This is a genomic window from Denitromonas iodatirespirans, assembly GCF_018524365.1.
Taxonomy (GTDB): domain Bacteria; phylum Pseudomonadota; class Gammaproteobacteria; order Burkholderiales; family Rhodocyclaceae; genus Nitrogeniibacter; species Nitrogeniibacter iodatirespirans.
The window spans coordinates 50,759-71,593 of the sequence record NZ_JAEKFT010000021.1 but is presented as its reverse complement, the minus strand read 5'-3'; the positions used below and the strand labels follow the sequence as shown (position 1 = coordinate 71,593).

Here is a 20,835-nt window from a genome sequence, read left to right as displayed (position 1 = left end):
CTCAGGCCTTGAGCTGGTCGCCGATCGGCAGGCGGCGGATGCGCTTGCCGCTGGCGGCGAACAGGGCGTTGGCAAGCGCCGGGGCGAGTGGCGGCACGCCAGGCTCGCCGACGCCGGTGGGTTTTTCGGCCGAGGGGACGATGTGCACCTCCACCGCCGGCATCTGGTCGATGCGCAGCACCGGGTAGTCATGGAAGTTGGACTGCACCACCTGGCCGTCATCGAGCGTGATCTCGCCGGTCAGCGCCGCGGCCAGCGCGAAGCCGATGCCGCCTTCCATCTGCGCGCGGATCACGTCCGGATTGACCGCCACGCCGCAGTCGAGCGCACACACCACGCGGTCGAGCTTGAACGTGCCGTCGGCAGCGACGCTCACCTCGGCCACTTGGGCGACGATGGTGTTGAACGACTCATGCAGCGCCACGCCGCGCCCGCGCCGCATGCCGTCGCGCCCGGCCAGCGGGGCCGACCAGCCGGCCTTGTCGGCGGCCAGGCGCAGCACCGCGGCATGGCGCGGGTGGGCGTCGAGCAAGTTGAGGCGGTAGTCGACCGGGTCGGTGCCGGCCGCCGTGGCCAGCTCGTCGAGGAAGGCCTCGGTGGCAAAACCGGTGTGTGTCGAGCCGACCGAGCGCCACCACTGCACCGGCACCTTGACCTCAGCATTGGTGGTGTGCAGCTCGACCTGCAGGTTGGGCACGGCATAGGGCAGGTTGGCGGCGCCCTCGACGGAGGTGGCGTCGATGCCGTCCTTGACCATCATCGGCTCGAAGGCGGTGCCGGTGAGGATGGATTGGCCGACGATGCGCTGCGACCAGGCCAGCGGCCGGCCGGCGTCGTCGAGCGCGGCGCGCAGGCGGTGCAGGTAGAGCGGGCGGTAGTTGCCGCCGCGCATGTCGTCTTCGCGCAGCCACACCAGCTTGACCGGCGCCCGGCCGTCAATCGCCTTGACGATATGGCCGGCCTCCAGCAGGTAGTCCGAATTCGGCGCCGCGCGGCGGCCGAAGCTGCCGCCGGCGAATAGCATGTTGAGCTTCACCTGCTCGGGTTTGAGGCCGAGCAGGGCGGCCAGGGCGTGCTGGTCGGGCGTCTGGAACTGCTCGCCGTTCCACACCTCGCAGCCGTCGGCGTCGAGCCGGATGACGCAGTTCATCGGCTCCATCGCGGCATGGGCGAGGTAGGGGAAGACGAACTCCGCCTCGAAGACACGGCCGGCCTTGCCCAGCGCGGCGTCGACGTCGCCGTCCTGACGTGCGGGCCGGCCGGGTGTGGCGGCCAGTTCGCGGTAGCGCTCCACGACCGCGGCGCTGCTGCCGCGCCAGGCGGCGCTGTTGTCCCATTCGATCTTCAGCGCGTCGCGGCCTTTCTTGGCGCGCCAGGTGTCATGGGCCAACACGGCGACGCCGGTGGGAATCTGCACCACGTCGACCACGCCGGGCAGCTTGCGCGCCGCGCTGTCGTCGACCGACTTGACCGTGGCGCCGAAGCGCGGTGGGTGCGCCACCACCGCCACCAGCATGCCGGGCAGCTTTATGTCCTGGGTGAATGTCGCCTGCCCGGTGGTCTTGGCCAGGCTGTCCTTGCGCGGCGCATGGCGGCCGATGAGGCGGAAGTCTTTCGGATCCTTGAGCGTCGGCGATTCCGGCACCGGCTGGCGGGTGGCGGCCTCGGCCAGGGCGCCGAAACGGGCCTGGCGTTGGGTTTTCGGATGGCTCACCACGCCCTCGCGCACCAGGATCTCGCTGGCCGGCACGCCCCATTCGGCGGCCGCGGCCGACACCAGCATGCTGCGCGCGGCGGCGCCGGCCTGGCGCAATTGCATGAAAGAGTTGGCGAGCGCAGTGCTGCCGCCGGTGCCCTGGGCCTTGCCCCAGAACAGGTTGTTGTAGCGGGCGGCGTCGGCCGGCGCGCCTTCGACCACCACGTGCGCCCAGTCGGCGTCCAGTTCTTCGGCCACCAGCGTGGCCAGACCGGTGTGGGCACCCTGGCCCATTTCGAGATGCTTGGCGATCACTGTGACGGTGTCGTCGGCGCCGATGCGCACGAAGGCGTTGGGGGCGAAGCTGGCGGCCGCCACCGGGCCGCTGCCTGCGATGCCCGGTCCGGCGCCGGCGGCCAGCAGTTGGGCCGGCACGGTGGGCAGGAGCACGCCGAGGGTGAGGCCGGTGCCCTGTTTGAGAAAGTCGCGGCGCGAGAGGTTTTCGATGCGGGTATGTCGGGTCGTCATGATCGCGTTCCTCAGGCCAGCGTGCGGGCCGCTTCGTGAATGGCGGCGCGGATGCGCACATAGGTGGCGCAGCGGCACACGTTGCCGGCCATCGCAGCATCGATGTCAGCATCGGTGGGCTTGGGGTTGCTCTGCAGCAGGGCGGTGGCCGACATGATCTGGCCGGACTGGCAGTAGCCGCACTGCACCACGTCGAGCTTCTGCCAGGCCTGCTGTACCGCGGCGCCGACGCGGTCGGCGCCGACGGTTTCGATGGTGGTGACGGTCTTGCCGGCGATGTCTGACAGCGGCGTGGAACAGGACCGCACCGGGTCGCCGTCGACATGCATGGTGCACGCGCCGCACAGGCCCATGCCACAACCGAATTTGCTGCCGGTGAGCGCGAAGCCGTCGCGCACTGCCCACAGCAGGGGCGTGTCGCCGGGCAGATCGGTGCTGACCGGCTTGCCGTTGAGGGTGAAGCGGATCATGAGGTCTCTCCTGGGGTCGAGGACGCGGCCTCTGCGGACCGCAACTTGTGCACCATAAGATGAATAGGTATTAAGATCGACGCCTCAATGCCAAACAGTCTTTTAAGATGAGCTTAAAACTTGACCCCGCCCTGCTGCCTGCGCTGGCGGCCTTCGAATGCGTGGCACGGCATGCCAGCTTCAGCCGGGCGGCCGAGGAGATGGGCGTGTCGGCCTCGGCGCTGTCGCAATCGGTGCGCTCGTTGGAGCGTCGCCTTGACGTGCGCTTGCTGGCGCGCACCACACGCCGGGTGGGGCTGACGGAGGAGGGCGCCGCCATGCTCGACGGCGTGCGCGAGGGGCTGGCGCAGCTGGGCGGCGCGGTCGGCACCATCGAGCACAGTCGCAGCCAGCCGGCGGGGCTGGTGCGGGTGACGCTGCCGCGCATGGCCTTTGCCCGTTTCTTTTTGCCGCGGCTGGCCGAGTTCACGGCGCGCTACCCGGAGGTGGGGGTGGAGTTCGCGCTCGACGACCATCTGGTGGACCTGGTGGCCGAGGGCTTCGATGTCGGCGTGCGCATGGGCGAGCAGATCGCGGCCGACATGGTGGCGCTACCGTTGGGGCCCATCACGCGTTTGGTCACGGTCGCCGCGCCCGCCTATTTTGCCCAACACCCGATTCCCGACAGCCCCGATGCGCTGGCTGGCCACGAATGTTCGCGCTATCGCTATGCCTCGAGCGGGCGCTTGTCGCGCTGGTTGTTCCAGCGTGACGGGCAGCCGTTGGAGGTGGATGTGAGCGGCCGCTTCATCATCAACGATCTGGCTGCCGAGATCGAGCTGGCACGCAGTGGCCTGGCGCTGGTGCAGACGGTCGAATCGCTGGTGGCTGACGACCTGCGCAGCGGCCGACTGGTGTCGGTGCTGGAGACCTACGCGCTGTCACTCGGGGCCATGTATCTGTACTTCCCGAGCCGCGCGCACATGCCGCCGCGGCTGCGGGTGTTCACCGATCACTTCCGAGGCGGTGCGGGCGAGCCAGCGCCGCGCTAGCCCCAATGCCCGCGGATGCCCGCCACGCCGTGGGCACCCGCCGCGCGCGCCACGCCCATCTGTTCGGCGCTGACGCCGCCGATGGCGAACACCGGCATCGGCAAGAGGCGGGTCATGTCGTAAAAGCGCTGCCAGCCCAGTGCCGGGGTGGACGGGTGGCTGGGGGTGGCGTTCACATGGCCGAGTACGGCGTAGTCGAGGCCGAGGCGGGCGCAGTGCTCCAGTTCGGCACGGCTGTGGCAGGAGGCGCCGACCCAGTCGAAATCCGGCCGCGACGTCAGTGCCATGAGCTGGCGCGCCGGCAGGTGCAGACCGTGGGCGCCGCTGCGGCGGGCCAGATCGGCGTCGCCGTTGATGAACGCCATGGCGCCGGCGGCCTTGCAGCGGCGCACCGTGTCATGGGCCAGGCGCTCGCGTGCCGGTGTGTCGAGCGTGGTGTCGCGCACCTGCACCAGCTTGAGGCCGGCGGCCAGCGCGTGGTCGAGGGCGGCGAGCTGTTCGTCCACGCCGCGGTGGGCGGCGTCGGTGACGGCCATGTCGCGCGGCAGGCGCAGCGCTTTCAGGATCGGGCCGTTGGCCGGCAGCATCGGGCTGACCATGAAGTGCTCGGGGTGCTCCCAGGCCAAGGCGCTGTGCACATGGTCGTTCAGATCGCCCGACCACTCGGGCACCTCGAAGAAATGCAGGCGCACATTGGCGTGCTCGTAGTCATGCTCGCGCATCAGCCACGGCCAGCAGATGTCGACATTGATGCCGAGCTCCTCGTCGAGTTCGCGGATCAGCGCGGCCCGGGCGTCCTCGCCGGGCTCGACCTTGCCGCCGGGGAACTCCCAGTAGCCGGGGTAGAAGGTGCCGGGCGCGCGCTGGCCGAGCAGCACATGGCCGTCCGGCCGGGTGATCACGGCGGCGGCCACCTCGACACGCTTCTTGGGCTGGGCGGTGTCGCTCATGTGGGCCTCACTTGCCGTGCCGGCCGGCGTAGTCGCGGGCGAACTGCCAGGCCACGCGGCCGCTGCGCGAACCGCGCATCAGCGCCCACTGCAGGGCGTCGGTGCGGGCCTTGTCGATCTTGGCTGGGCTCACGCCGAATTCGGCCAGCCAGTGCGCCACGATGTCGAGGTAGGCGTCCTGGCTGAAGGGGTAGAAGGACAGCCACAGGCCGAAACGCTCGGACAGCGACACCTTTTCTTCCACCGCCTCGCCGGGGTGGATCTCGCCGTCGATGTTGCGCGCCTCGCGGTTCTCGGCGTGGTACTCGGGCATCAGGTGGCGGCGGTTGGAGGTGGCGTAGATGATGACGTTGTCGGGCACGGCGGCGAGCGAGCCGTCGAGCACGCTCTTGAGCGCCTTGTAGGCCGGCTCGGCGTCCTCGAAGGACAGGTCGTCGCAGAACAGCACGAAGCGCTCGCGCCGGTTGCGCACCAGCTCGACGATCTCGGGCAGGTCCATCAGGTCTTGCTTGTCGACCTCGATCAGGCGCAGGCCCTTGTCGGCATAGCGCGCCAGCATGGCCTTGACCAGCGAGGACTTGCCGGTGCCGCGCGCGCCGGTGAGCAGCGCGTTGTTGGCGCGTCGGCCCTTGACGAACTGGCGGGTGTTGGCATCCAGGCGCTCGACCTGGTCGTCCACATCCTGCAGGTCTTCGACCCGGATCAGGTGCGGGTGGGGGATCGCCTCCAGCCGGGCGTGGGCGCCGCGACGCAGCCAGCGAAAGGCGATGGCGCTGTCCCAGTCCGGCGCTTCGGGCGGGCCGGGCAGCCAGGCATCGAGTCGGTCGAGGGTCTTTTCGAGGCGCGTGAAAAAGGCGGCCAGATCAGGAGCGGTCGGTGTCATCGGAGGAGTTCTTCTTACGCGGCCAGGTGGCCCACACAATCACAAGCAACAGCGCCAGCGCGACGCCGGCTTCGAGCAGGATGACCCACATCGCAGGGCTCCGGTGGCAGGTTGGGAAAGGGCGGTCGCGGCTATACTGCCGGCTTCGCTCGCCCGAGTGTAACTGATCTGCCTGCCATGTTTCTTCGTCTGTCCGTCTGGTCGCGTCTGGCCGGACTGAGTGTTTTGCTTTCCGCCTGCGCCGCCGAACGTCCGCTCGAATGCCCGCCCTGCGCGCAGGTGCCGGCGCCGGTGGTGTCGCCGGCACCGACTCCCGTGCCCGGCCCCGTGACGACGCCGGTGCCCGTGCCGCCCAAGGCCGCCGCACCCTCCGCGCCGGCGGCCACGCCCGCCGTGGCGCCCGGGCGGCTGGTGGCCGCCCGCTGGGCGGATCTGCCCGGCTGGCAGGTCGATGCGCTGGAAGCCGCCTGGCCGGCCTGGCGGCGCTCCTGCCGGGTGCTGCGCAAGGAGGCGGCCTGGAGCGCGGTGTGCGCCCAAGCCGATGCGTTGGGCGACAGCCCGCCGCGCGCCGTGGTGCGGCAGTTCTTCGACCACAACTTCCGCCCCTGGCAGGTGCGCAACGCCGACGGCAGCGCCAATGGCCTGGTCACCGGCTATTACGAACCGCTGATCCGCGGCGCGCTGGAGCGCAGCGCCCGGCATGCCTGGCCGATCCATGGCGTGCCGCAGGACATGATTTCGGTCGACCTGGCCGGCATCTACCCCGAACTCAAGCCGATGCGCCTGCGCGGCCGGCTCGACGGCAACCGGCTGGTGCCCTACTGGACGCGCCGCGAGGTGGCGGCCCAGGGCGAGAACTTCCCCGCGCCGGTGCTGGCCTGGGCGGACGATCCGATCGCGCTGTTCTTCCTGCAGGTGCAGGGCTCGGGCCGGGTCGAGCTGCCCGACGGCAGTTTCCTGCGCGTGGGCTATGCCGACCAGAACGGCCATCCCTACAAATCCATCGGCAAATGGCTGGTGGAGCAGGGCGCGCTCAAACTCTCCGAGGCCTCGATGCAGGGCATCCAGCGTTGGGCGCGCGCCAACCCGGCGCGGCTGCGCGAGCTGCTCGACCAGAACCCGAGCTATGTGTTCTTCCGAGCGCTGCCGGAAAACGACGAAGGCCCGATCGGCGCCCTCGGCGTGCCGCTGGTGGCCGAGCGCAGCATCGCGGTCGACCGCCAGACGGTGCCGCTCGGCGCACCGGTGTTCCTCGACACCACGCGCCCCAACACCAACCAGCCGTTGCGCCAGCTGGTGATGGCGCAGGACACCGGCAGCGCCATCCGCGGCGGGGTGCGGGCCGATTTCTTCTGGGGCTTCGGCGATGCGGCCGGGGCCGAAGCCGGTCGCATGAAACAGAACGGTGCGATGTGGGTGCTGCTGCCGAAGGGGCTTGCACCGTAATGACGCATACCGTGGTGCGCATGCACGATAGTGGGGCTTCGTGGTCCGGATTTTGCACCGAAGCGGTGCCGCCTCAATGCGCCGTCTTGGGGCGTGATTTTGTAAGTGATTGATTCGTAAGCATCGAGACACTGGCACGTGATCTGCTAAATGCTCCCCTATTGTGCAAAGGGGAGTATTTTCATGGAGCAGTTCAAGACATCCAGTGACGTCCTGTTCGTATTGTTGGGCGCCATCATGGTGCTTGCCATGCATGCCGGCTTCGCGTTCCTCGAAGTTGGCACCGTGCGGCGCAAGAATCAGGTCAACGCGCTGGTCAAGATCCTGGTCGATTTCAGCGTGTCGACCATCGCCTATTTCTTCGTCGGCTATGCCGTGGCCTATGGCGTGAGTTTCTTCCAGGGCGCCGACGTGCTGGCCGCGCGCAGCGGCTACGATCTGGTCAAGTTCTTCTTCCTGCTCACCTTTGCCGCGGCGATCCCGGCCATCATCTCGGGCGGTATCGCCGAGCGGGCGCGCTTCTACCCGCAGCTGGCGGCCACCGCCTTGCTGGTGGGGCTGGTCTATCCCTTTTTCGAAGGCGTGGTCTGGAACAGCAATTTCGGCTTTCAGGCCTGGCTCGAAGCCAGCTTCGGCGCCACCTTCCATGACTTTGCCGGCAGCGTGGTGGTGCATGCCGTCGGCGGCTGGATCGCGTTGGCCGCGGTGCTGCTGCTCGGCGCACGCCATGGCCGCTACAACAAGTCGGGCGCGATTGCCGCGCATCCGCCCTCCAGCATTCCCTTTCTGGCGCTGGGCGCATGGATCCTCACTGTCGGCTGGTTCGGCTTCAATGTGATGAGCGCCCAGACGGTCGAGGGCATCAGCGGCCTGGTGGCGGTCAACTCGCTCATGGCCATGGTCGGCGGCACGTTGGCGGCGCTGGTGATGGGCAAGAACGACCCGGGCTTCGTGCACAATGGCCCGCTCGCCGGGCTGGTGGCGGTATGTGCCGGTTCCGACCTGATGCACCCGATTGGTGCGCTGGTGGTCGGCGTGATCGCCGGGGGGCTCTTCGTTCAGATGTTCACCCTCACCCAGAACCGCTGGAAGATCGACGATGTGCTTGGTGTGTGGCCGCTGCATGGCCTGTGCGGCGCCTGGGGCGGCATCGCCGCCGGCATCTTCGGCAGCCAGGCGCTCGGCGGCATGGGCGGCGTGAGCTTCATGAGCCAGCTGATCGGCACGGTCGCCGGGGTGGTTTTCGCCTTCGTCGGCGGCTACCTGATCTACGGCATCATCAAGGCGGTCGCTGGCCTGCGCCTCGACGCCGAGGAAGAGTACGAAGGCGCCGACCTGACCATCCACAAGATTTCGGCGACGCCGGACCGGGACGCCACCTGGTGAGCCCGCAGTACGCGACATGACAAGGACGGCCCCGCGGGGCCGTCCTTGTTTTGGGGTGCGAAAAAGAATGTTGAAACATACGCTACGTAGGTGTAGCGTATGTTGCATGAACTGTTGGCTCGTACTCATCCTCAGCTTGCCCACCGAGAACGCAACGGTCCGTATGCGCGCCTGGCGGGCGCTCAAGCAGTCCGGCGCGGCGGTGTTGCGCGACGGTGTCTATCTCATGCCGGATCGCGAGGAGTGTGCGACGCAGCTTGAAGCCGTCGCCACCGACGTGCGCGAAGGCGGCGGCAGCGCCCATGTGCTGCGGGCCGAGAGCGTCGAGGGAGAAGACTTCGCCGGCCGCTTCGACCGTGGCGACGACTACGCGGCCTTGCTCGCCGAGCTGTCGGTCATTCGCGACAGTCTCGCGGCTGACTCGGTGGCGAGCGCGATCAAGCAGCTACGAAAGTTGCGCAAGACCTTCGCCGGCATTGCCGACATCGATTTCTTCCCCGGCCGCGCGCAGCAGCAGGTCGATGCCGCCTTGCAGGCGCTGGAGCAGGAGGCCGCGCGCGTGCTGGCGCCGGACGAGCCGCATGGCCGGTCGGGGGGCATCGAGACGCTGGCGATCGCTGATTTCCAGCGCCGGACCTGGGCCACGCGGCAGCGTCCGTGGGTGGACCGCCTCGCCTGCGCCTGGCTGATCCGCCGCTTCATCGACCCTGCCGCCGCCATTGTGTGGCTGGCCTCGCCCGCCGACTGCCCCGACGATGCCCTGGGTTTCGACTTCGATGGCGCCCGCTTCAGCCATGTGGGCGGGTTGGTGAGTTTCGAGGTGCTCCTGGCCAGCTTCGGGTTGACGCAGCCGGCGCTGGCGCGTCTCGGCGTGCTGGTGCACTACCTGGATGTCGGCGGCGTGCAGCCGCCCGAGGCGGTCGGCGTGGAGAGCGTGCTGGCCGGGCTGCGCGATTCGATCGGCGATGACGACGCCTTGCTGGCCGCTGCCGGCGCGGTGTTCGACGCCTTGCTGACCCGTTTCGAACATGGAGGCGCGTCGTCATGACCCCGGCGACATCCGCCGTCAGCGCGCCTGCCGAGGCGCCGCGCGCGGTCGGCTTCGGCGAGGCCGTGCTGTTCTGGCTCAAGCTCGGCTTCATCAGTTTTGGCGGGCCGGCGGGGCAGATCGCGATCATGCACCAGGAGCTGGTCGAGCGCCGCCGCTGGCTGTCGGAGCGGCGCTTTTTGCATGCGCTCAACTACTGCATGGTGCTCCCCGGCCCCGAGGCGCAGCAGCTGGCCACCTACATCGGCTGGTTGATGCACCGCACCTGGGGCGGCGTGGTGGCCGGTGCGCTGTTCGTGCTGCCCTCGCTGCTGATCCTGATCACGCTGTCGTGGATCTATATCGCCTTCGGCGACGTGCCGCTGGTGGCCGGACTGTTTTACGGCATCAAACCGGCGGTGACGGCCATCGTCCTGCAGGCGGCGCATCGCATCGGGTCGCGCGCGTTGCGCAACAAGGCGCTGTGGGCGGTTGCCGGCGCCGCGTTCGTGGCCATCTTCGCGCTCCAAGTGCCGTTTCCGGCCATCGTGTTGGGGGCGGCGTTGGTGGGCTATGTCGGCGGCCGTGTCGCACCGGCCTGCTTTGTCACTGGCGGCGGCCATCGCCCGGCCGAGGGGGATTTTGGCCGGGCGCTGATCGACGACGACACGCCCACCCCGGCGCATGCCCGCTTTCGCTGGCCGCGCCTGGCGGCGGTGCTCGCCTGTGGTGCGGTGCTGTGGGTGGTGCCGATGGGCTTGCTCGTCGCCGGCCTCGGCTGGGATCACACACTCACGCAGATGGGCTGGTTCTTCACCAAGGCGGCGCTGCTCACCTTCGGTGGCGCCTATGCGGTGCTGCCCTATGTGTACCAGGGCGCGGTCGGGCACTACGGCTGGTTGGCGCCCACGCAGATGATCGACGGTCTCGCGCTGGGCGAAACCACGCCCGGCCCGCTGATCATGGTGGTTGCCTTCGTCGGCTTCGTCGGCGGGTATCTCAAGACCTTGTTCGGGCCGGAATCCCTGTTTCTGGCCGGCGCCGTGGCGGCCTGTCTGGTGACCTGGTTCACCTTTCTGCCGTCCTTCCTGTTCATCCTCGCCGGCGGGCCGCTGGTCGAGTCCACGCATGGCGAGCTGCGCCTGACCGCGCCGCTCACCGCCATCACCGCCGCGGTGGTGGGGGTGGTGCTCAACCTGGCGCTGTTCTTCGGCTATCACGTGCTATGGCCGGCGGGCTGGGGCGGCAGCTTCGATGCGGTGGCGGCGCTCATCGCGCTGGGCGCCGCGGTGGCGCTGCTGCGCTTCAGGCGCGGCGTGATCGAGGTCATCGCCACCTGCGCCGGGGTCGGCCTGGTGCTGTCACTGCTGCGCTAGGAGGCCGTCATGCGCCCCGTTACCGTCCCTGAACTACGGCTATGGCAAGGCGGCGCGCTGCCGCACACCCTCATCGACGTGCGCCGGGCCGCTGCCCGCGCCGCAGATGGCACCGAAATCGCCGGCAGCCGCTGGGAGGACCCGGCGCGCTGGCTGGACTGGAAAGACGAGGTGGCCGGCGATGCCCTGGTGCTGCTGTACTGCGCCCATGGCCAGGAGATCAGCCAGGGGCTTGCCGCGGCGCTGCGGGCCATGGGCTGCGATGCCCGCCATCTGCTGGGCGGCATCGCCGCCTGGAAGGCTGGCGAGGCGCCGGTGGCCGACATCGAAACCCCGAGCCGGCAAGCTGCCGGTGGAGGCGACTAGGCAGGCTTGCCGTGCCGCGCGGTGGGCGGCGTGCTCAGGCGTGGGAGGCCTCAGGGAAAGGCCGGGATGGTCGGCTCGGTGCCCTCGATTTCGGCCTCGGGGTGATGCGACTTGATGGTGTCCTGGAACTCCTCCACCCGGTCGCGCGGCACGTCGATCATCATCAGCAACAGCCCTTGCTCCAGGGCCCCTTCGAAGCGCTCCAGGCGCGAGTTGGGCAGACGCACGCCGATCATGGCCGACACCCAGGCGCCGAAACCGGCACCGCCCAGCGCACCGAACAGGATCGCGCCACCGGCGGCCACCACGCCGGCCGGCGGAAACGCCAGCGCGGCCAGCCCGGCCAGCGCCCCCAGGGTGCCGCCGACAGCCAAGCCGCGCTCCAGCGCCGGCACAACGTCCGTTTGCTGCGTGATACCGGCCTGCGGCAAGTCTTCGAGCGGGGTGCCGGCGCGTGCCAGCAGATGGATGTGCTCGTAGGGGACGTGCGCGAGCAGCAGCTCGTCGATGATCTTGCGTGCGGTGTCCACATCGGGGACCAGGAAGTACAACCTTTTCAAGCCTCTCATGACGTTCTCCTTCATGGGCTATCCGAGGGCCGGGTGCTTCTGCTCGTCCGCGGCCTCGTCCCGGTGCGATACCGAAGGATGGACCGGCGGCGAGGGTCTGCGTACAGACCCGGGCCGGCGCGCGCGGACCGGGATGTCGCGCGATGCCCTCGGTGTTGTCCGTAGGAGGTTGACCGCCTTCGACGGGGCAAGGTTTCAGCCGCCGCGGGTGGATCGCCGGGCGGTGGCACGCGGTCCCGGTCGGGCAGGTCGCGCCAAGGGTGTTGACGAAGGCATCCGCCGTGGCGGGGCAACGAACCGCCGCCGCCGCGATGTCAGCCTCTTCGAGCCTGCCGGCTCACACCGACCGCAACTGCTCGGCCAGCGAGCGCGTGTGCTCCGTCACCACGTTGCCCGTATGCAGCGTTGTCTTGCGTTCGATGAGCAGGATCAGACACTCCGCCTCGGCCACCGGGTTGTGCTGCACGCCCTTGGGCACCACGAACATCTCGCCTTCGGACAGCGTGACGGTCTCGGCGGCCATCTCGAGGCGCAATTGCCCCTTGAGAATGAAGAACAGCTCGTCCTCGTTGTCATGGCTGTGCCAGCCGAGGGTGCCATGGACCTTGGCGACCTTCACGTAGGAATCGTCCAACTCGCCGATGATGCGGGGCGACCACAGTTCGGTGAGCGATTCGGCGATCTGGCGGGGGGCGGCTGTGCGTTGCATTGGGGGCTCCTTGGTTGTTATGCCAAGCGTGTTGTAGCACGGTGGGCCGAACGCGGCATCGTGACGGCGCCATGGGGTGGTCCGTTTGCGGGCCAGATCGCTCCGCTCAGCGACCCTGCGCGGGCGCCCAAAGCCGGTATCGGTTGAACACCGAGCCGGCGATCTGCACCGAGCCGTCCGCCTCGAACCCCAACCGGAGTAGCCCGTTGGCGCGGCGCCTGCTCGGCGGCAGCAGTGCTGTGATGGACGCCAGGCCCATGTCCTCGAACGCCATCTTGATGAACACCTGATAGATGGCCCGCCCATGCCCCCAATGTCGGGCAGAGAGCACCAGCGCGAGATCCGCATCGCCCTGCTCCTGCTGGAACCCGCCCCAGCCGGCAAACTCACCATCGACCAGCACGCCCCACGGCCCATAGCCGTTCTGTGCCCACTGGCGCTCTTTGTCCTCGACCCACCGTCGGCATGTCGCCTCGTCGAAGGCCGCACCGGCGAGCGGCATGTGCCGCAAGACGCTGGGGTCGTTGTGCAGCGCAATCAGGTCGGAAAGCCTGGCTTCGCTCAGGCGGATCAAGGTCAACGTCATTGCGGGGCGGGGTCGATACGGTGTGTCGGCACAAAGCGCAGGTGAAGACCGGGCGCGGCCGGCATGGTTTGCAAAACGTCGTGCTCTAGCGCTGATGCAGGTGGTTGGAGAGCGTTACGCGCTACTCCGCGAGCGGGGTCGCCACAAGCGCGCCCGCGTGCCGATCCGCACCGGTAGGGCGGTGGGGGCCGCACCGCCGTTCAGCCATAAAAGCAACCGTACTCATCCGTTTCGATGACCGACAGCACCTCGTCGATCGTCCGGGCGGTCGGGTACGGCTCGTAGCGGTGCCATCGGAGATCGGCCCGCTGCCAGTAGATCCGCCAGGCATTCACCGTCTTCACGAAGGTCGCTTTCACGATCGGGTGCTCGATGGTCTCGCCGGGTGCTCCGCGCCAGGCCTGCCGCACTTCGAACAGCTCGAAGCTCTGCCCGCTCACCCGATACGAAAGATCCAACTCGCGGCGAACATGCGGTGGCGGCCGGCGAGCTTCGACATATGCCCCGACCCGTTTATGCAGCCGCGCCGTTTCCAGTTCGCTCAATGCCACCGTGTTCCCCTCCTTCACGCTGAATAAAATCGGCGCGCTGCCAGCGCCGCGCATCCCGAAACCCAAGCGGCGACCGCCGACCGCGGCGCATGCCACCCGCCTTCAAGACCCGGGCGCCGCGTCTACTCGCGCAGCGGCTCCAGTGCCCCGAGGACGATCTCCCGCGTCTCGTCGCTTAATGCATCGAGCTCGGCGGCGGTCAGCAGGTCCAGCCCCACCAGGGCGATCAGCGTTGTGATCGCCGTGGAGCGGCGCAGATCGTCGAAGGCCATCGCCAGCGTCTTGTCGCGCGCCTTTACCAGGCGGTACAGCGCCAGATACCGCGCGTGCGCCGACTCGCCGCCATCCGTTGCCACCTGAACGCACTCCCCGAGCGTCCGCTCGCAATAGCGCTCCAGCGCCACCGGATGCAAACGGCGTAGCACCTTCCAATCGGATTCGCGAATGCTTTTCATGTGCTTGCCTGAGCGGCTACCCGACGACATCGTGAGCCCATTCTAGGGGCGTGTCGCCAATTGTTGAAGTGCCGCCGCCAGCCGCGACGGGAATCGACCGGAAAACACATGCCGTGCGATCTGCTCTTGCACTGCGAATTCAACCGGCAACGGACTGCGTTGTAGGCAACGTCCTACGCCGCTTTCAGCCTGTGCTGATGCAGATCGACGCGTCGATTCACTACAGTGAAACCATGCATCGGATCAGAACAGCCGTCATGCCAGTCTCCGATGCCTTCGCCAATCCAATGAGACAAAAGGAGTCGAGATATGAACCGCGACACGCTGGAAGGTAACTGGAAACAGCTCAAAGGCAGCGCTAAAAAGCAGTGGGGCAAACTCACCGACGACGATCTGGATGTGATCGAAGGGCAGCGCGAAGTGCTGGCCGGGAAACTCCAGGAGCGCTACGGCATCTCGCGCGAGGTCGCCGAAGAACAGATGAGGGCCTGGGAAGCCTCGCAGCGCCACTAATCACGAATCGCCCCCGAAGCCCCACGGCGACGGGGGGAGGAGGGCATCATGCTTCACTACGCAGTCGTATTCTTTATCATCGCCATCATTGCCGCGATCTTCGGATTCACCGGTATCGCCGCCGGTGCGGCAGGTATTGCCAAAATCCTGTTCGTGATATTCCTCGTCATGGCGGTCGTCAGCTTCCTGATCAACGCCACCCGAGGGCGATGATGGCCCATGAGCCGGGCGCCATTCAGGCCCGGCTCTTGTGCGTGACGAGGCCTCGTCCATCAAGACCCAACGCTCACCATCCGAAGGTGTTGCACAGCCCGTCAGCCGATACAGCGCCCGCCAAACAAGCCCCGGACACCCCATACCACCGCCAGCGACACCACAAACGAGCCGGCCCATGCGGCAATCAGTTCGATATCAGAGGCAAGGCCGGGATTAGCGCCATCAGAGAGTCGAGCGTTGATCCAGGTCCAGGCCGCCTCCGACCAATCACTGGCAAGCCACAAACGCATCTGTACATAGGTGAGTGCCAGCGTGGCCACACTCATGGCGGCAATCGTGCGGGATTTCATGTCACCACCAAGCTGCCATAGGCCTGCAAAGAGGCGCCAGGCACCGTTTGTGGGCGAACGCTTTTGAGCAGCGTGCGCAGATGGACATAGTCTGCGGCACGGTCAATCACCACGCAGCCTTCGCTTCGTCCAAGTCGTCCTTTTGGGTGCAGCCTGAAATTGCCGCGTTTGACCGCGTCGCAAAAGGTTTCGTCGTCAATGCGCCCATCTGCGGCGTACAGCGCAAACCAATCGTCCCGACCCGTAAAGAAGTCTCTGAGCGGACCGAGCAGGCCGCCGCGGCCAGAACCGAGGAGCTGATCGCCCATGTGCATGAGCGGCTCGTTGTTCAAGGTGCCCAAGCGGGTGGTGTTTGTCGACGACCTGCCGCGCAATGCTTCGGGCAAGCGGCTCAAGCGGGGGGCTCTGCCTGCGCGCATCAGAGCGTCGTCTCCGGAGTGGACGGTGAGCCAAACAGTCCGGCCACCTCGATCGATGGGCGCTCGCCAACATGATGGCCCGAGGCTGCGTGCCACTGCTGCGCACGCTCGCGGCCTAGGTCGCGCAGCCGTTCGAGAAAAGACCCGTTGGCCGACAGCTTGGACTCGGCCGACAGCTGGCTCATCACCTCCGAAGCTTCGATGAGATGGAAGTTGGTCGACAGCAGCCGCCGCTCCAGCCGGCCGCGCGACCACCACGGCTGCTGTTCGGCAAACTCGCGGGCATGCGCAAACATGCGCATCTCGCGCAGAAAGTTCGCACTGAAGCCAAGCTCCATGCTGCGCGTGCGGATCTCATCGGCACTGCGGGGCGTCTTGCTGTGGCGCATGGGGTTGATCAGCACCAGCAGGATGTCGCGGCTCTTGCCCGTGTAGAACAAGGGAAACACCGCCGGATTGGCCGCGAAACCGCCGTCCCAGTAGTGCTCGCCATCGATCTCGATGCTGTGATGCACCGACGGCAGGCAGGCCGAGGCAAGCAGGGCGTCGGCGGTCAGCTCGCGCTCGCGAAACAGCCGCAGGCGACCCGTGTTGGCTTCGGTGGCGGCAATGAACAGCCGCAGCGGGCTCTCGCGCCGCAATCGCTCGAAGTCGATCTGCTTCGTCACCACGTCGCGCAAGGGGTTGTGGTCGAACGGGTTGAGCTCGTAAGGCGAGAAAAAGCTCGTCCACATCATCATCATCTTGATCGCCGGCGCAAGCGTCCCGCTGTCGCCATCGAGCGTGCGTACGGTGATGTCAAAGGGAACGCTGCCCGCCACCGCCTTCCAGAACGCCGCCAGGGCCTCACGCGCACCGTCGCGCCCGCCCGCCATCAGCCCCTGCGCCAGCACCGCCGCGTTCATCGCGCCGGCGCTGGTTCCGCTGACGGCGTCGAACTCAAGCTGGCCGGCGTCGAGCAGATAGTCGAGCACACCCCAGGTAAACGCCCCGTGCGCGCCACCGCCCTGTAGGGCCAGGCTGATGGTCTTTCGATGAGAGAAGGGATTGATCCGCAAATCGACCTCCTTGCCGACGGTTCGCTGGCACTGATGCCTGCGCAGGCGTCTGGAAGTGAGTGAATGAACGGAGATACACTACAGTCAATAGATGCTGCGCTGCAGCAATAGTGCGACTGGTTTTGTATCAGGGTGCGACGAAGGCTGCGATGGCGGCAGCGAAATCAAGAGATGTCCAGCTAGTTAGTCGCCGCGCGCGACACAGCGATGAAGCGATGAGTACGGCCAGTCACCTGCCGCTTCGACCAGTCCGCGTTTGAGCGGATTGATAAGGACGTCGTCCACATGCGCCGCGTAATCGCTTTCATCCCGGATCGTATGCTCCCAGAACCGACGCTGCCAGATGCCTCGCTCGCCCTTTGCAACGCGCCTCGGTGATCGCCATTCCGTTTTCGGAAGCGCCTTGGCGAAGGCAATCTTGATCGCCCGCCAGCGGCCGGAGTAATCGCTATCGCCCAGCGGTAGCGTCCACACCGCGTGCTTGTGATCAGGGAGCACCACCCACGCGTCGATGTGAAACGGACGGCGCGTGCGCACCTTTCGAACGGCATCGCGCAGCAGGTCGATGTGCACCGCCAGTGCATCGCTGTCGCGGTCGAGCAGGTTGACCGTGAAGAAGTAGCACCCGCCCGGGATGCGGTTTCGGCGGTAGTCGGGCATTCAAGGGGTGTTTCTTTGTGCTTTTCGCGGTGGCGGTGGATGCGGAGAACGTTTGGCGGAAGGCGCTTCGCTTTTCCGCCCTACGCGAGCTGAACTGCATGCGTTTTCACCCAAAACTGGTCTCCCGACGAGCGGCGAGTTTTCAGGAGGTCCGCGCCAGATGCGGCGCTCCGAGCGCCCATGGAGACTACCCCTTTTGGGTGTGTGCTGCGCTACGCAAGAATGCGGTTGGCATGCCAGGAGGCCAGGCTAAATTCGGGATATCGCCATGGCATTGGCCGAAGTGGCGGTACTTGCCGAGGATAGTGGCTGAAGCGGTGAGTCTTGCTCGGCAACAGCGAAGGAAGCTGATTATGCGCACAAGTCGTGTCTTGATCCCCACTATCGCGTTCGCGACTGCATTCATGTCGAGCTGTGCGAGTCCACCAGTCCAGTCCTCTACAGATGAGGCAACGCGAGAGTTTGCCGACCTTCGCGGGCTATGGGGAAAACTCCTTGCGCCATATCGGTTAACCGCGCGTTTCCCGCCGGACGAGAGCACAAGACCTGGTGATATCTTCCTTGTTTGCCACAACGATGACCCCAAGGCCAAGGAGGCGTTCCCGGCCGAGAGAATAGGGAACCTGTTTTCCACCGCTCCGGCCTCGGACAGAACTCCCGCTCCGGAGAGCGATCGGTTCTACCCCTCACTTCCAGACAAGAACGGAAAGATTGGCGATCCCATGGCGTCCAAGAAGCCACACCCGAGGTTGCCAGTTGCCAGCTTCCCGGCATTGGTGAGCAAGCTGGGGGACGCCAAGAGCTTTGGCATATCACTGCCCACGGGGAGCGGACTGTGGGGCTTTGGCGCCTCAGAAGAACGCAACTTGTACTACACCCTGAGTATCCCGCTTGCCGAGGTGAACGAACTTCCCCGAGTGCAGTTCCTTCAGCAACTGGCCAAGCAGAATACCCCGGAACAGAAAGAGATGTGGGCCAAGGCTAAGGCCATCAGGACTGATTTTTCCAAAGCATACCGAGAGGTATGCCAGGAGGTGCGTCTAGCCGTGGTTCGGCAAACCTATGCTACACGTCGATTCAGTGTCTCCTTGTCCGCCGACAGGGCTGGTGCGCTCGGTGGTCAAATGCAGATGGCGCTTGGAAAGGAAAGGGCCAAGGTGGTTGAGGCCTTGGCCGCGTACGCGTCCGACGACGCGCAGGCCGACAACCAAGGGAACCAATCGGCCAATAGCAAGGATGCTGAGATCTCGCGCCTTCGCAAGGCCCTACTCGCCAAGGATCTGGCGCTCGATCTTGGTTTCCCTGGTGTCAGAGGAGAATCGGCAAATTCTTCGGAGACATCCGTGAAGCTGGAGTATGTGTTCGACGTACCGGTTGTTTTTGCGGTCGCGACGCTATGGGAACAAGAGATCGGCGACCCTCCGGGCGAGGGAGGACCTCCGCCGGGTGTTTCACCGAACGGGCCGGATATTCTTAATAAGAAAAATGCCGAAGGCGTGAAGTAATCGACCTGTGGCTTCAAGAGATAAAAGTCCGGCGAATGCACCAGGTTTTCTTTGTTGGAGGCAGAACTTCTGACGACTCGTCCGCGGCCGTCATAGCTCAAGCGTGAGGCTGTGCCCTTCCTGCTCAAGTGGGTGCGCACCCATGGTTGACTGTGTGATTTGCTTACCGAACTAACGTCCGGCACCGCAACGTTCCTTCAATCCCCCGCAGCCGCTTGAGATCCTCCGCCGACAACGCGGCATCGATATCAATCGCCGCATAGCCGAGCTCCGGCCCGGTTTGCAAATACTGCGCTTCGATGTTGATGCCGGCGGCGGAGAAGATGTCGTTGATCTTGGCGAGGACGCCGGGGACGTTGCGGTGGATGTGGAGGATGCGGGTGGCGCCGTGTTGGACGGGGAGGGAGAGCTCGGGGAAGTTGACGGCCATGAGGACGGAGCCGTTCTGGCCGTAGCGCATGAGGTGGGTGGCCACTTCGGTGCCGATGTTTTCTTGCGCTTCGAGGGTGGAGCCGCCGATGTGGGGGGTGAGGATGACGTTGTCGAAGCGGGTGAGGGGCGAGGTGAAGGTGTCGCTGTTGCCGCCGGGCTCCTGCGGGAAGACGTCGATGGCGGCGCCGCGCAGGTGGCCGCTGGCCAGGGCCTTGGCGAGGGCGTCGATGTCGACAACGGTGCCGCGCGAGGCGTTGATGAGGTGGCTGCCGGGTTTCATCTGTGCGAGGCGGTCGGCGTCGATGAGGTTTTGGGTGGCGGCGGTATCCGGCACATGCAGGCTGACGACGTCGGCCTGGGCGAGCAGGGCGTCGAGGGTGGGCATGGCGCGGGCGTTGCCCAGTGCCAGGCGGCTTTCGATGTCGTGGAACAGGACGCTCATGCCGAGCTGTTCGGCGAGGATGCCGATCTGCGTGCCGATGTGGCCGTAGCCGATGATGCCGAGCGTTTTGCCGCGGGCTTCATGGGCGCCGGTGGCGTGTTTCATCCACCCGCCGCGGTGCTGGGTGGCGTTCTTTTCGGGGATGCCGCGCAGCAGCATGATGATTTCGGCCAGCACCAGTTCGGCGACGCTGCGGGTGTTGGAGAAGGGGGCGTTGAAGACCGGGATGCCGCGGCGCGCGGCGGCGGTGAGGTCGACCTGGTTGGTGCCGATGCAGAAGCAGCCGATGGCGAGCAGGTGCTCGGCCTTGGCCAGCACGGCGTCGGTGAGGTGGGTGCGCGAGCGGATGCCGATGATGTGGGCGTCGGCAATGGCGGCGTTGAGCGCGTCGCCCGAGAGGGCGGTGGCGTGCTGCTCCACATGGGTGTAGCCGTGGCTTTCGAACACGCTGACCGCCGAGGCGTGGATGCCTTCGAGCAGGACGCATTTCATGGTTTCGGGGTGGAAGGCTTCGTCGATCATGGGGCGTGCTCCGGAGGAGGTGCCGGCTGCGGTGGCGTGTCGGGTTGGCGCGGGCGGGTTGAAGCCCGCCCGGCGGGGGCTGCGCCGGGTTGGCCGCGGTGCGGGTGACGGCTAGAACATGCCCATTTCGAGGCGGGCGGCGTCGCTCATCATTTCGCGGCTCCAGGGCGGGTCCCACACCAGATTGACTTCGGCTTCGGTGACGCCGGGGAGGGTGAGCAGCTTGTCGCGCGCTTCGTCGGCGATCAGGGTGCCCATGCCGCAGCCGGGGGCGGTGAGCGTCATGTTCACCACCACGCGGAAGCTGTCGGGCCCGATCGATTCGGCGGTGCAGCCATACACCAGGCCAAGATTCACGATGTCGATGGGGATCTCGGGGTCGTAGCAGCTGCCCAGTTGGGTCCAGGCGGCCTGTTCGACGCTGTCGGCGGTGCGCTCGCCGGTGTCGGTGGGCGGCGGGGTGGCGGGCAGCTGCGGTTCGAGGCCGAGGGCGTCGGCGTTGCGCTCGTCGATGCGGTAGAGGTTACCGCCGCACATGACGGTGATCGAGCCGCCGAGGCGCTGGGTGATCAGCGCGTAGCTGCCCGCCTCGAGCGTTTCACGCTGGCCCCAGGGCACGCTGATCGCGGCGCAGTCGCGCTGCAGGGTGCGGGAGTCGGTTTCGCCGTAGGCGTCGCCCATGATGCGCT

The 20,835-nt window shown here is 66.8% G+C and carries 24 protein-coding genes; 9 read left to right on the top strand and 15 right to left on the bottom strand.

Going from position 1 to position 20,835, the window contains the following annotated elements; translation table 11 throughout:
• Position 1 precedes the first annotated feature (1 nt).
• Both I8J34_RS17010 and I8J34_RS17005 read right to left on the bottom strand, forming a co-directional pair.
• Positions 2–2,224 (bottom strand): xanthine dehydrogenase family protein molybdopterin-binding subunit, encoded by a 2,223-nt coding sequence (locus tag I8J34_RS17010; protein ID WP_214362832.1) that lies wholly within the window; start codon positions 2,222–2,224, stop codon positions 2–4.
• Positions 2,225–2,235: 11 nt separating this feature from the next.
• Positions 2,236–2,694 (bottom strand): (2Fe-2S)-binding protein, encoded by a 459-nt coding sequence (locus tag I8J34_RS17005; protein WP_214362831.1) that lies wholly within the window; start codon positions 2,692–2,694, stop codon positions 2,236–2,238.
• A 107-nt stretch (positions 2,695–2,801) separates the two neighbouring features.
• Here I8J34_RS17005 and I8J34_RS17000 point away from each other — a divergent pair, with 107 nt between their 5' ends.
• Entirely contained in the window at positions 2,802–3,725 is a 924-nt protein-coding gene (locus I8J34_RS17000; RefSeq protein ID WP_214362830.1) for a LysR substrate-binding domain-containing protein, read from the top strand.
• Here the strand turns inward: I8J34_RS17000 and I8J34_RS16995 are convergent.
• Positions 3,722–4,675, bottom strand: a complete 954-nt coding sequence (locus I8J34_RS16995) for a Nudix family hydrolase (RefSeq protein ID WP_214362829.1) — start codon at positions 4,673–4,675, stop codon at positions 3,722–3,724. The genes I8J34_RS17000 and I8J34_RS16995 overlap by 4 nt on opposite strands.
• Positions 4,676–4,682: 7 nt before the next feature.
• Positions 4,683–5,558, bottom strand: a complete 876-nt coding sequence (locus I8J34_RS16990; RefSeq protein ID WP_214362828.1) for an ATP-binding protein — start codon at positions 5,556–5,558, stop codon at positions 4,683–4,685.
• Positions 5,559–5,735: 177 nt separating this feature from the next.
• Between I8J34_RS16990 and mltA the strand changes: the two genes are divergently transcribed.
• The 5 genes from mltA to I8J34_RS16965 all read left to right on the top strand — a co-directional run bounded on the left by mltA (position 5,736) and on the right by I8J34_RS16965 (position 11,159).
• Complete coding sequence (gene mltA, locus I8J34_RS16985) at positions 5,736–7,004, top strand: murein transglycosylase A (protein WP_214362827.1); 1,269 nt, start codon at positions 5,736–5,738, stop codon at positions 7,002–7,004.
• A gap of 183 nt (positions 7,005–7,187) precedes the next feature.
• Positions 7,188–8,390, top strand: a complete 1,203-nt coding sequence (locus tag I8J34_RS16980; RefSeq protein ID WP_214362826.1) for an ammonium transporter — start codon at positions 7,188–7,190, stop codon at positions 8,388–8,390.
• Positions 8,391–8,496: 106 nt separating this feature from the next.
• The gene (locus tag I8J34_RS16975) at positions 8,497–9,438 is read left to right on the top strand and encodes a chromate resistance protein ChrB domain-containing protein (protein ID WP_214362825.1); all 942 of its coding nucleotides are present in this window, start codon (positions 8,497–8,499) and stop codon (positions 9,436–9,438) included.
• Positions 9,435–10,793 (top strand): chromate efflux transporter, encoded by a 1,359-nt coding sequence (gene chrA / locus I8J34_RS16970; RefSeq protein WP_214362824.1) that lies wholly within the window; start codon positions 9,435–9,437, stop codon positions 10,791–10,793. Before I8J34_RS16975 ends, chrA begins: the two co-directional genes overlap by 4 nt.
• Before the next feature lie 9 nt (positions 10,794–10,802).
• Complete coding sequence (locus tag I8J34_RS16965; protein ID WP_214362823.1) at positions 10,803–11,159, top strand: rhodanese-like domain-containing protein; 357 nt, start codon at positions 10,803–10,805, stop codon at positions 11,157–11,159.
• 50 nt (positions 11,160–11,209) lie between these two features.
• Here I8J34_RS16965 and I8J34_RS16960 read toward each other — a convergent pair whose 3' ends face one another.
• From I8J34_RS16960 to I8J34_RS16940, 5 genes are all read right to left on the bottom strand, one after another.
• Complete coding sequence (locus I8J34_RS16960) at positions 11,210–11,728, bottom strand: DUF1269 domain-containing protein (protein WP_214362822.1); 519 nt, start codon at positions 11,726–11,728, stop codon at positions 11,210–11,212.
• A gap of 337 nt (positions 11,729–12,065) precedes the next feature.
• A complete protein-coding gene (locus I8J34_RS16955; protein ID WP_214362821.1) occupies positions 12,066–12,437 on the bottom strand; it encodes a cupin domain-containing protein in 372 nt (123 codons plus the stop codon).
• Between the two features lie 106 nt (positions 12,438–12,543).
• Positions 12,544–13,023: a GNAT family N-acetyltransferase gene (locus I8J34_RS16950; RefSeq protein WP_214362820.1), complete on the bottom strand. Its 480-nt coding sequence runs from the start codon at positions 13,021–13,023 to the stop codon at positions 12,544–12,546.
• 200 nt (positions 13,024–13,223) lie between these two features.
• The gene (locus tag I8J34_RS16945; RefSeq protein ID WP_214362819.1) at positions 13,224–13,640 is read right to left on the bottom strand and encodes a DUF3024 domain-containing protein; all 417 of its coding nucleotides are present in this window, start codon (positions 13,638–13,640) and stop codon (positions 13,224–13,226) included.
• 56 nt (positions 13,641–13,696) lie between these two features.
• Positions 13,697–14,029, bottom strand: coding sequence for a hypothetical protein (locus tag I8J34_RS16940; protein ID WP_214362818.1), 333 nt, complete (start codon positions 14,027–14,029; stop codon positions 13,697–13,699).
• A gap of 309 nt (positions 14,030–14,338) precedes the next feature.
• On the opposite strand from I8J34_RS16940, the gene I8J34_RS16935 reads away from it, so the two are divergent.
• Complete coding sequence (locus I8J34_RS16935; RefSeq protein WP_214362817.1) at positions 14,339–14,542, top strand: CsbD family protein; 204 nt, start codon at positions 14,339–14,341, stop codon at positions 14,540–14,542.
• Between the two features lie 48 nt (positions 14,543–14,590).
• Complete coding sequence (locus I8J34_RS16930) at positions 14,591–14,755, top strand: DUF1328 family protein (protein WP_214362816.1); 165 nt, start codon at positions 14,591–14,593, stop codon at positions 14,753–14,755.
• Between the two features lie 101 nt (positions 14,756–14,856).
• Here the strand turns inward: I8J34_RS16930 and I8J34_RS16925 are convergent, their stop codons facing one another.
• The 4 genes from I8J34_RS16925 to I8J34_RS16910 all read right to left on the bottom strand — a co-directional run bounded on the left by I8J34_RS16925 (position 14,857) and on the right by I8J34_RS16910 (position 17,245).
• Entirely contained in the window at positions 14,857–15,108 is a 252-nt protein-coding gene (locus I8J34_RS16925; RefSeq protein ID WP_214362815.1) for a hypothetical protein, read from the bottom strand.
• The gene (locus I8J34_RS16920) at positions 15,105–15,503 is read right to left on the bottom strand and encodes a tlde1 domain-containing protein (RefSeq protein WP_214362814.1); all 399 of its coding nucleotides are present in this window, start codon (positions 15,501–15,503) and stop codon (positions 15,105–15,107) included. Before I8J34_RS16920 ends, I8J34_RS16925 begins: the two co-directional genes overlap by 4 nt.
• A gap of 23 nt (positions 15,504–15,526) precedes the next feature.
• Positions 15,527–16,585, bottom strand: a complete 1,059-nt coding sequence (locus I8J34_RS16915) for a patatin-like phospholipase family protein (RefSeq protein ID WP_214362813.1) — start codon at positions 16,583–16,585, stop codon at positions 15,527–15,529.
• A 183-nt stretch (positions 16,586–16,768) separates the two neighbouring features.
• Positions 16,769–17,245: an REP-associated tyrosine transposase gene (locus I8J34_RS16910; RefSeq protein ID WP_230411883.1), complete on the bottom strand. Its 477-nt coding sequence runs from the start codon at positions 17,243–17,245 to the stop codon at positions 16,769–16,771.
• A 722-nt stretch (positions 17,246–17,967) separates the two neighbouring features.
• On the opposite strand from I8J34_RS16910, the gene I8J34_RS16905 reads away from it, so the two are divergent.
• Entirely contained in the window at positions 17,968–18,750 is a 783-nt protein-coding gene (locus I8J34_RS16905; protein WP_214362812.1) for a hypothetical protein, read from the top strand.
• 163 nt (positions 18,751–18,913) lie between these two features.
• Here I8J34_RS16905 and serA read toward each other — a convergent pair whose 3' ends face one another.
• Entirely contained in the window at positions 18,914–20,146 is a 1,233-nt protein-coding gene (serA, locus tag I8J34_RS16900) for a phosphoglycerate dehydrogenase (protein WP_214362811.1), read from the bottom strand.
• Positions 20,147–20,257: 111 nt separating this feature from the next.
• Positions 20,258–20,827 (bottom strand): putative Fe-S cluster assembly protein SufT, encoded by a 570-nt coding sequence (gene sufT, locus I8J34_RS16895; protein WP_214362810.1) that lies wholly within the window; start codon positions 20,825–20,827, stop codon positions 20,258–20,260.
• Between the last annotated feature and the right edge of the window lie 8 nt (positions 20,828–20,835).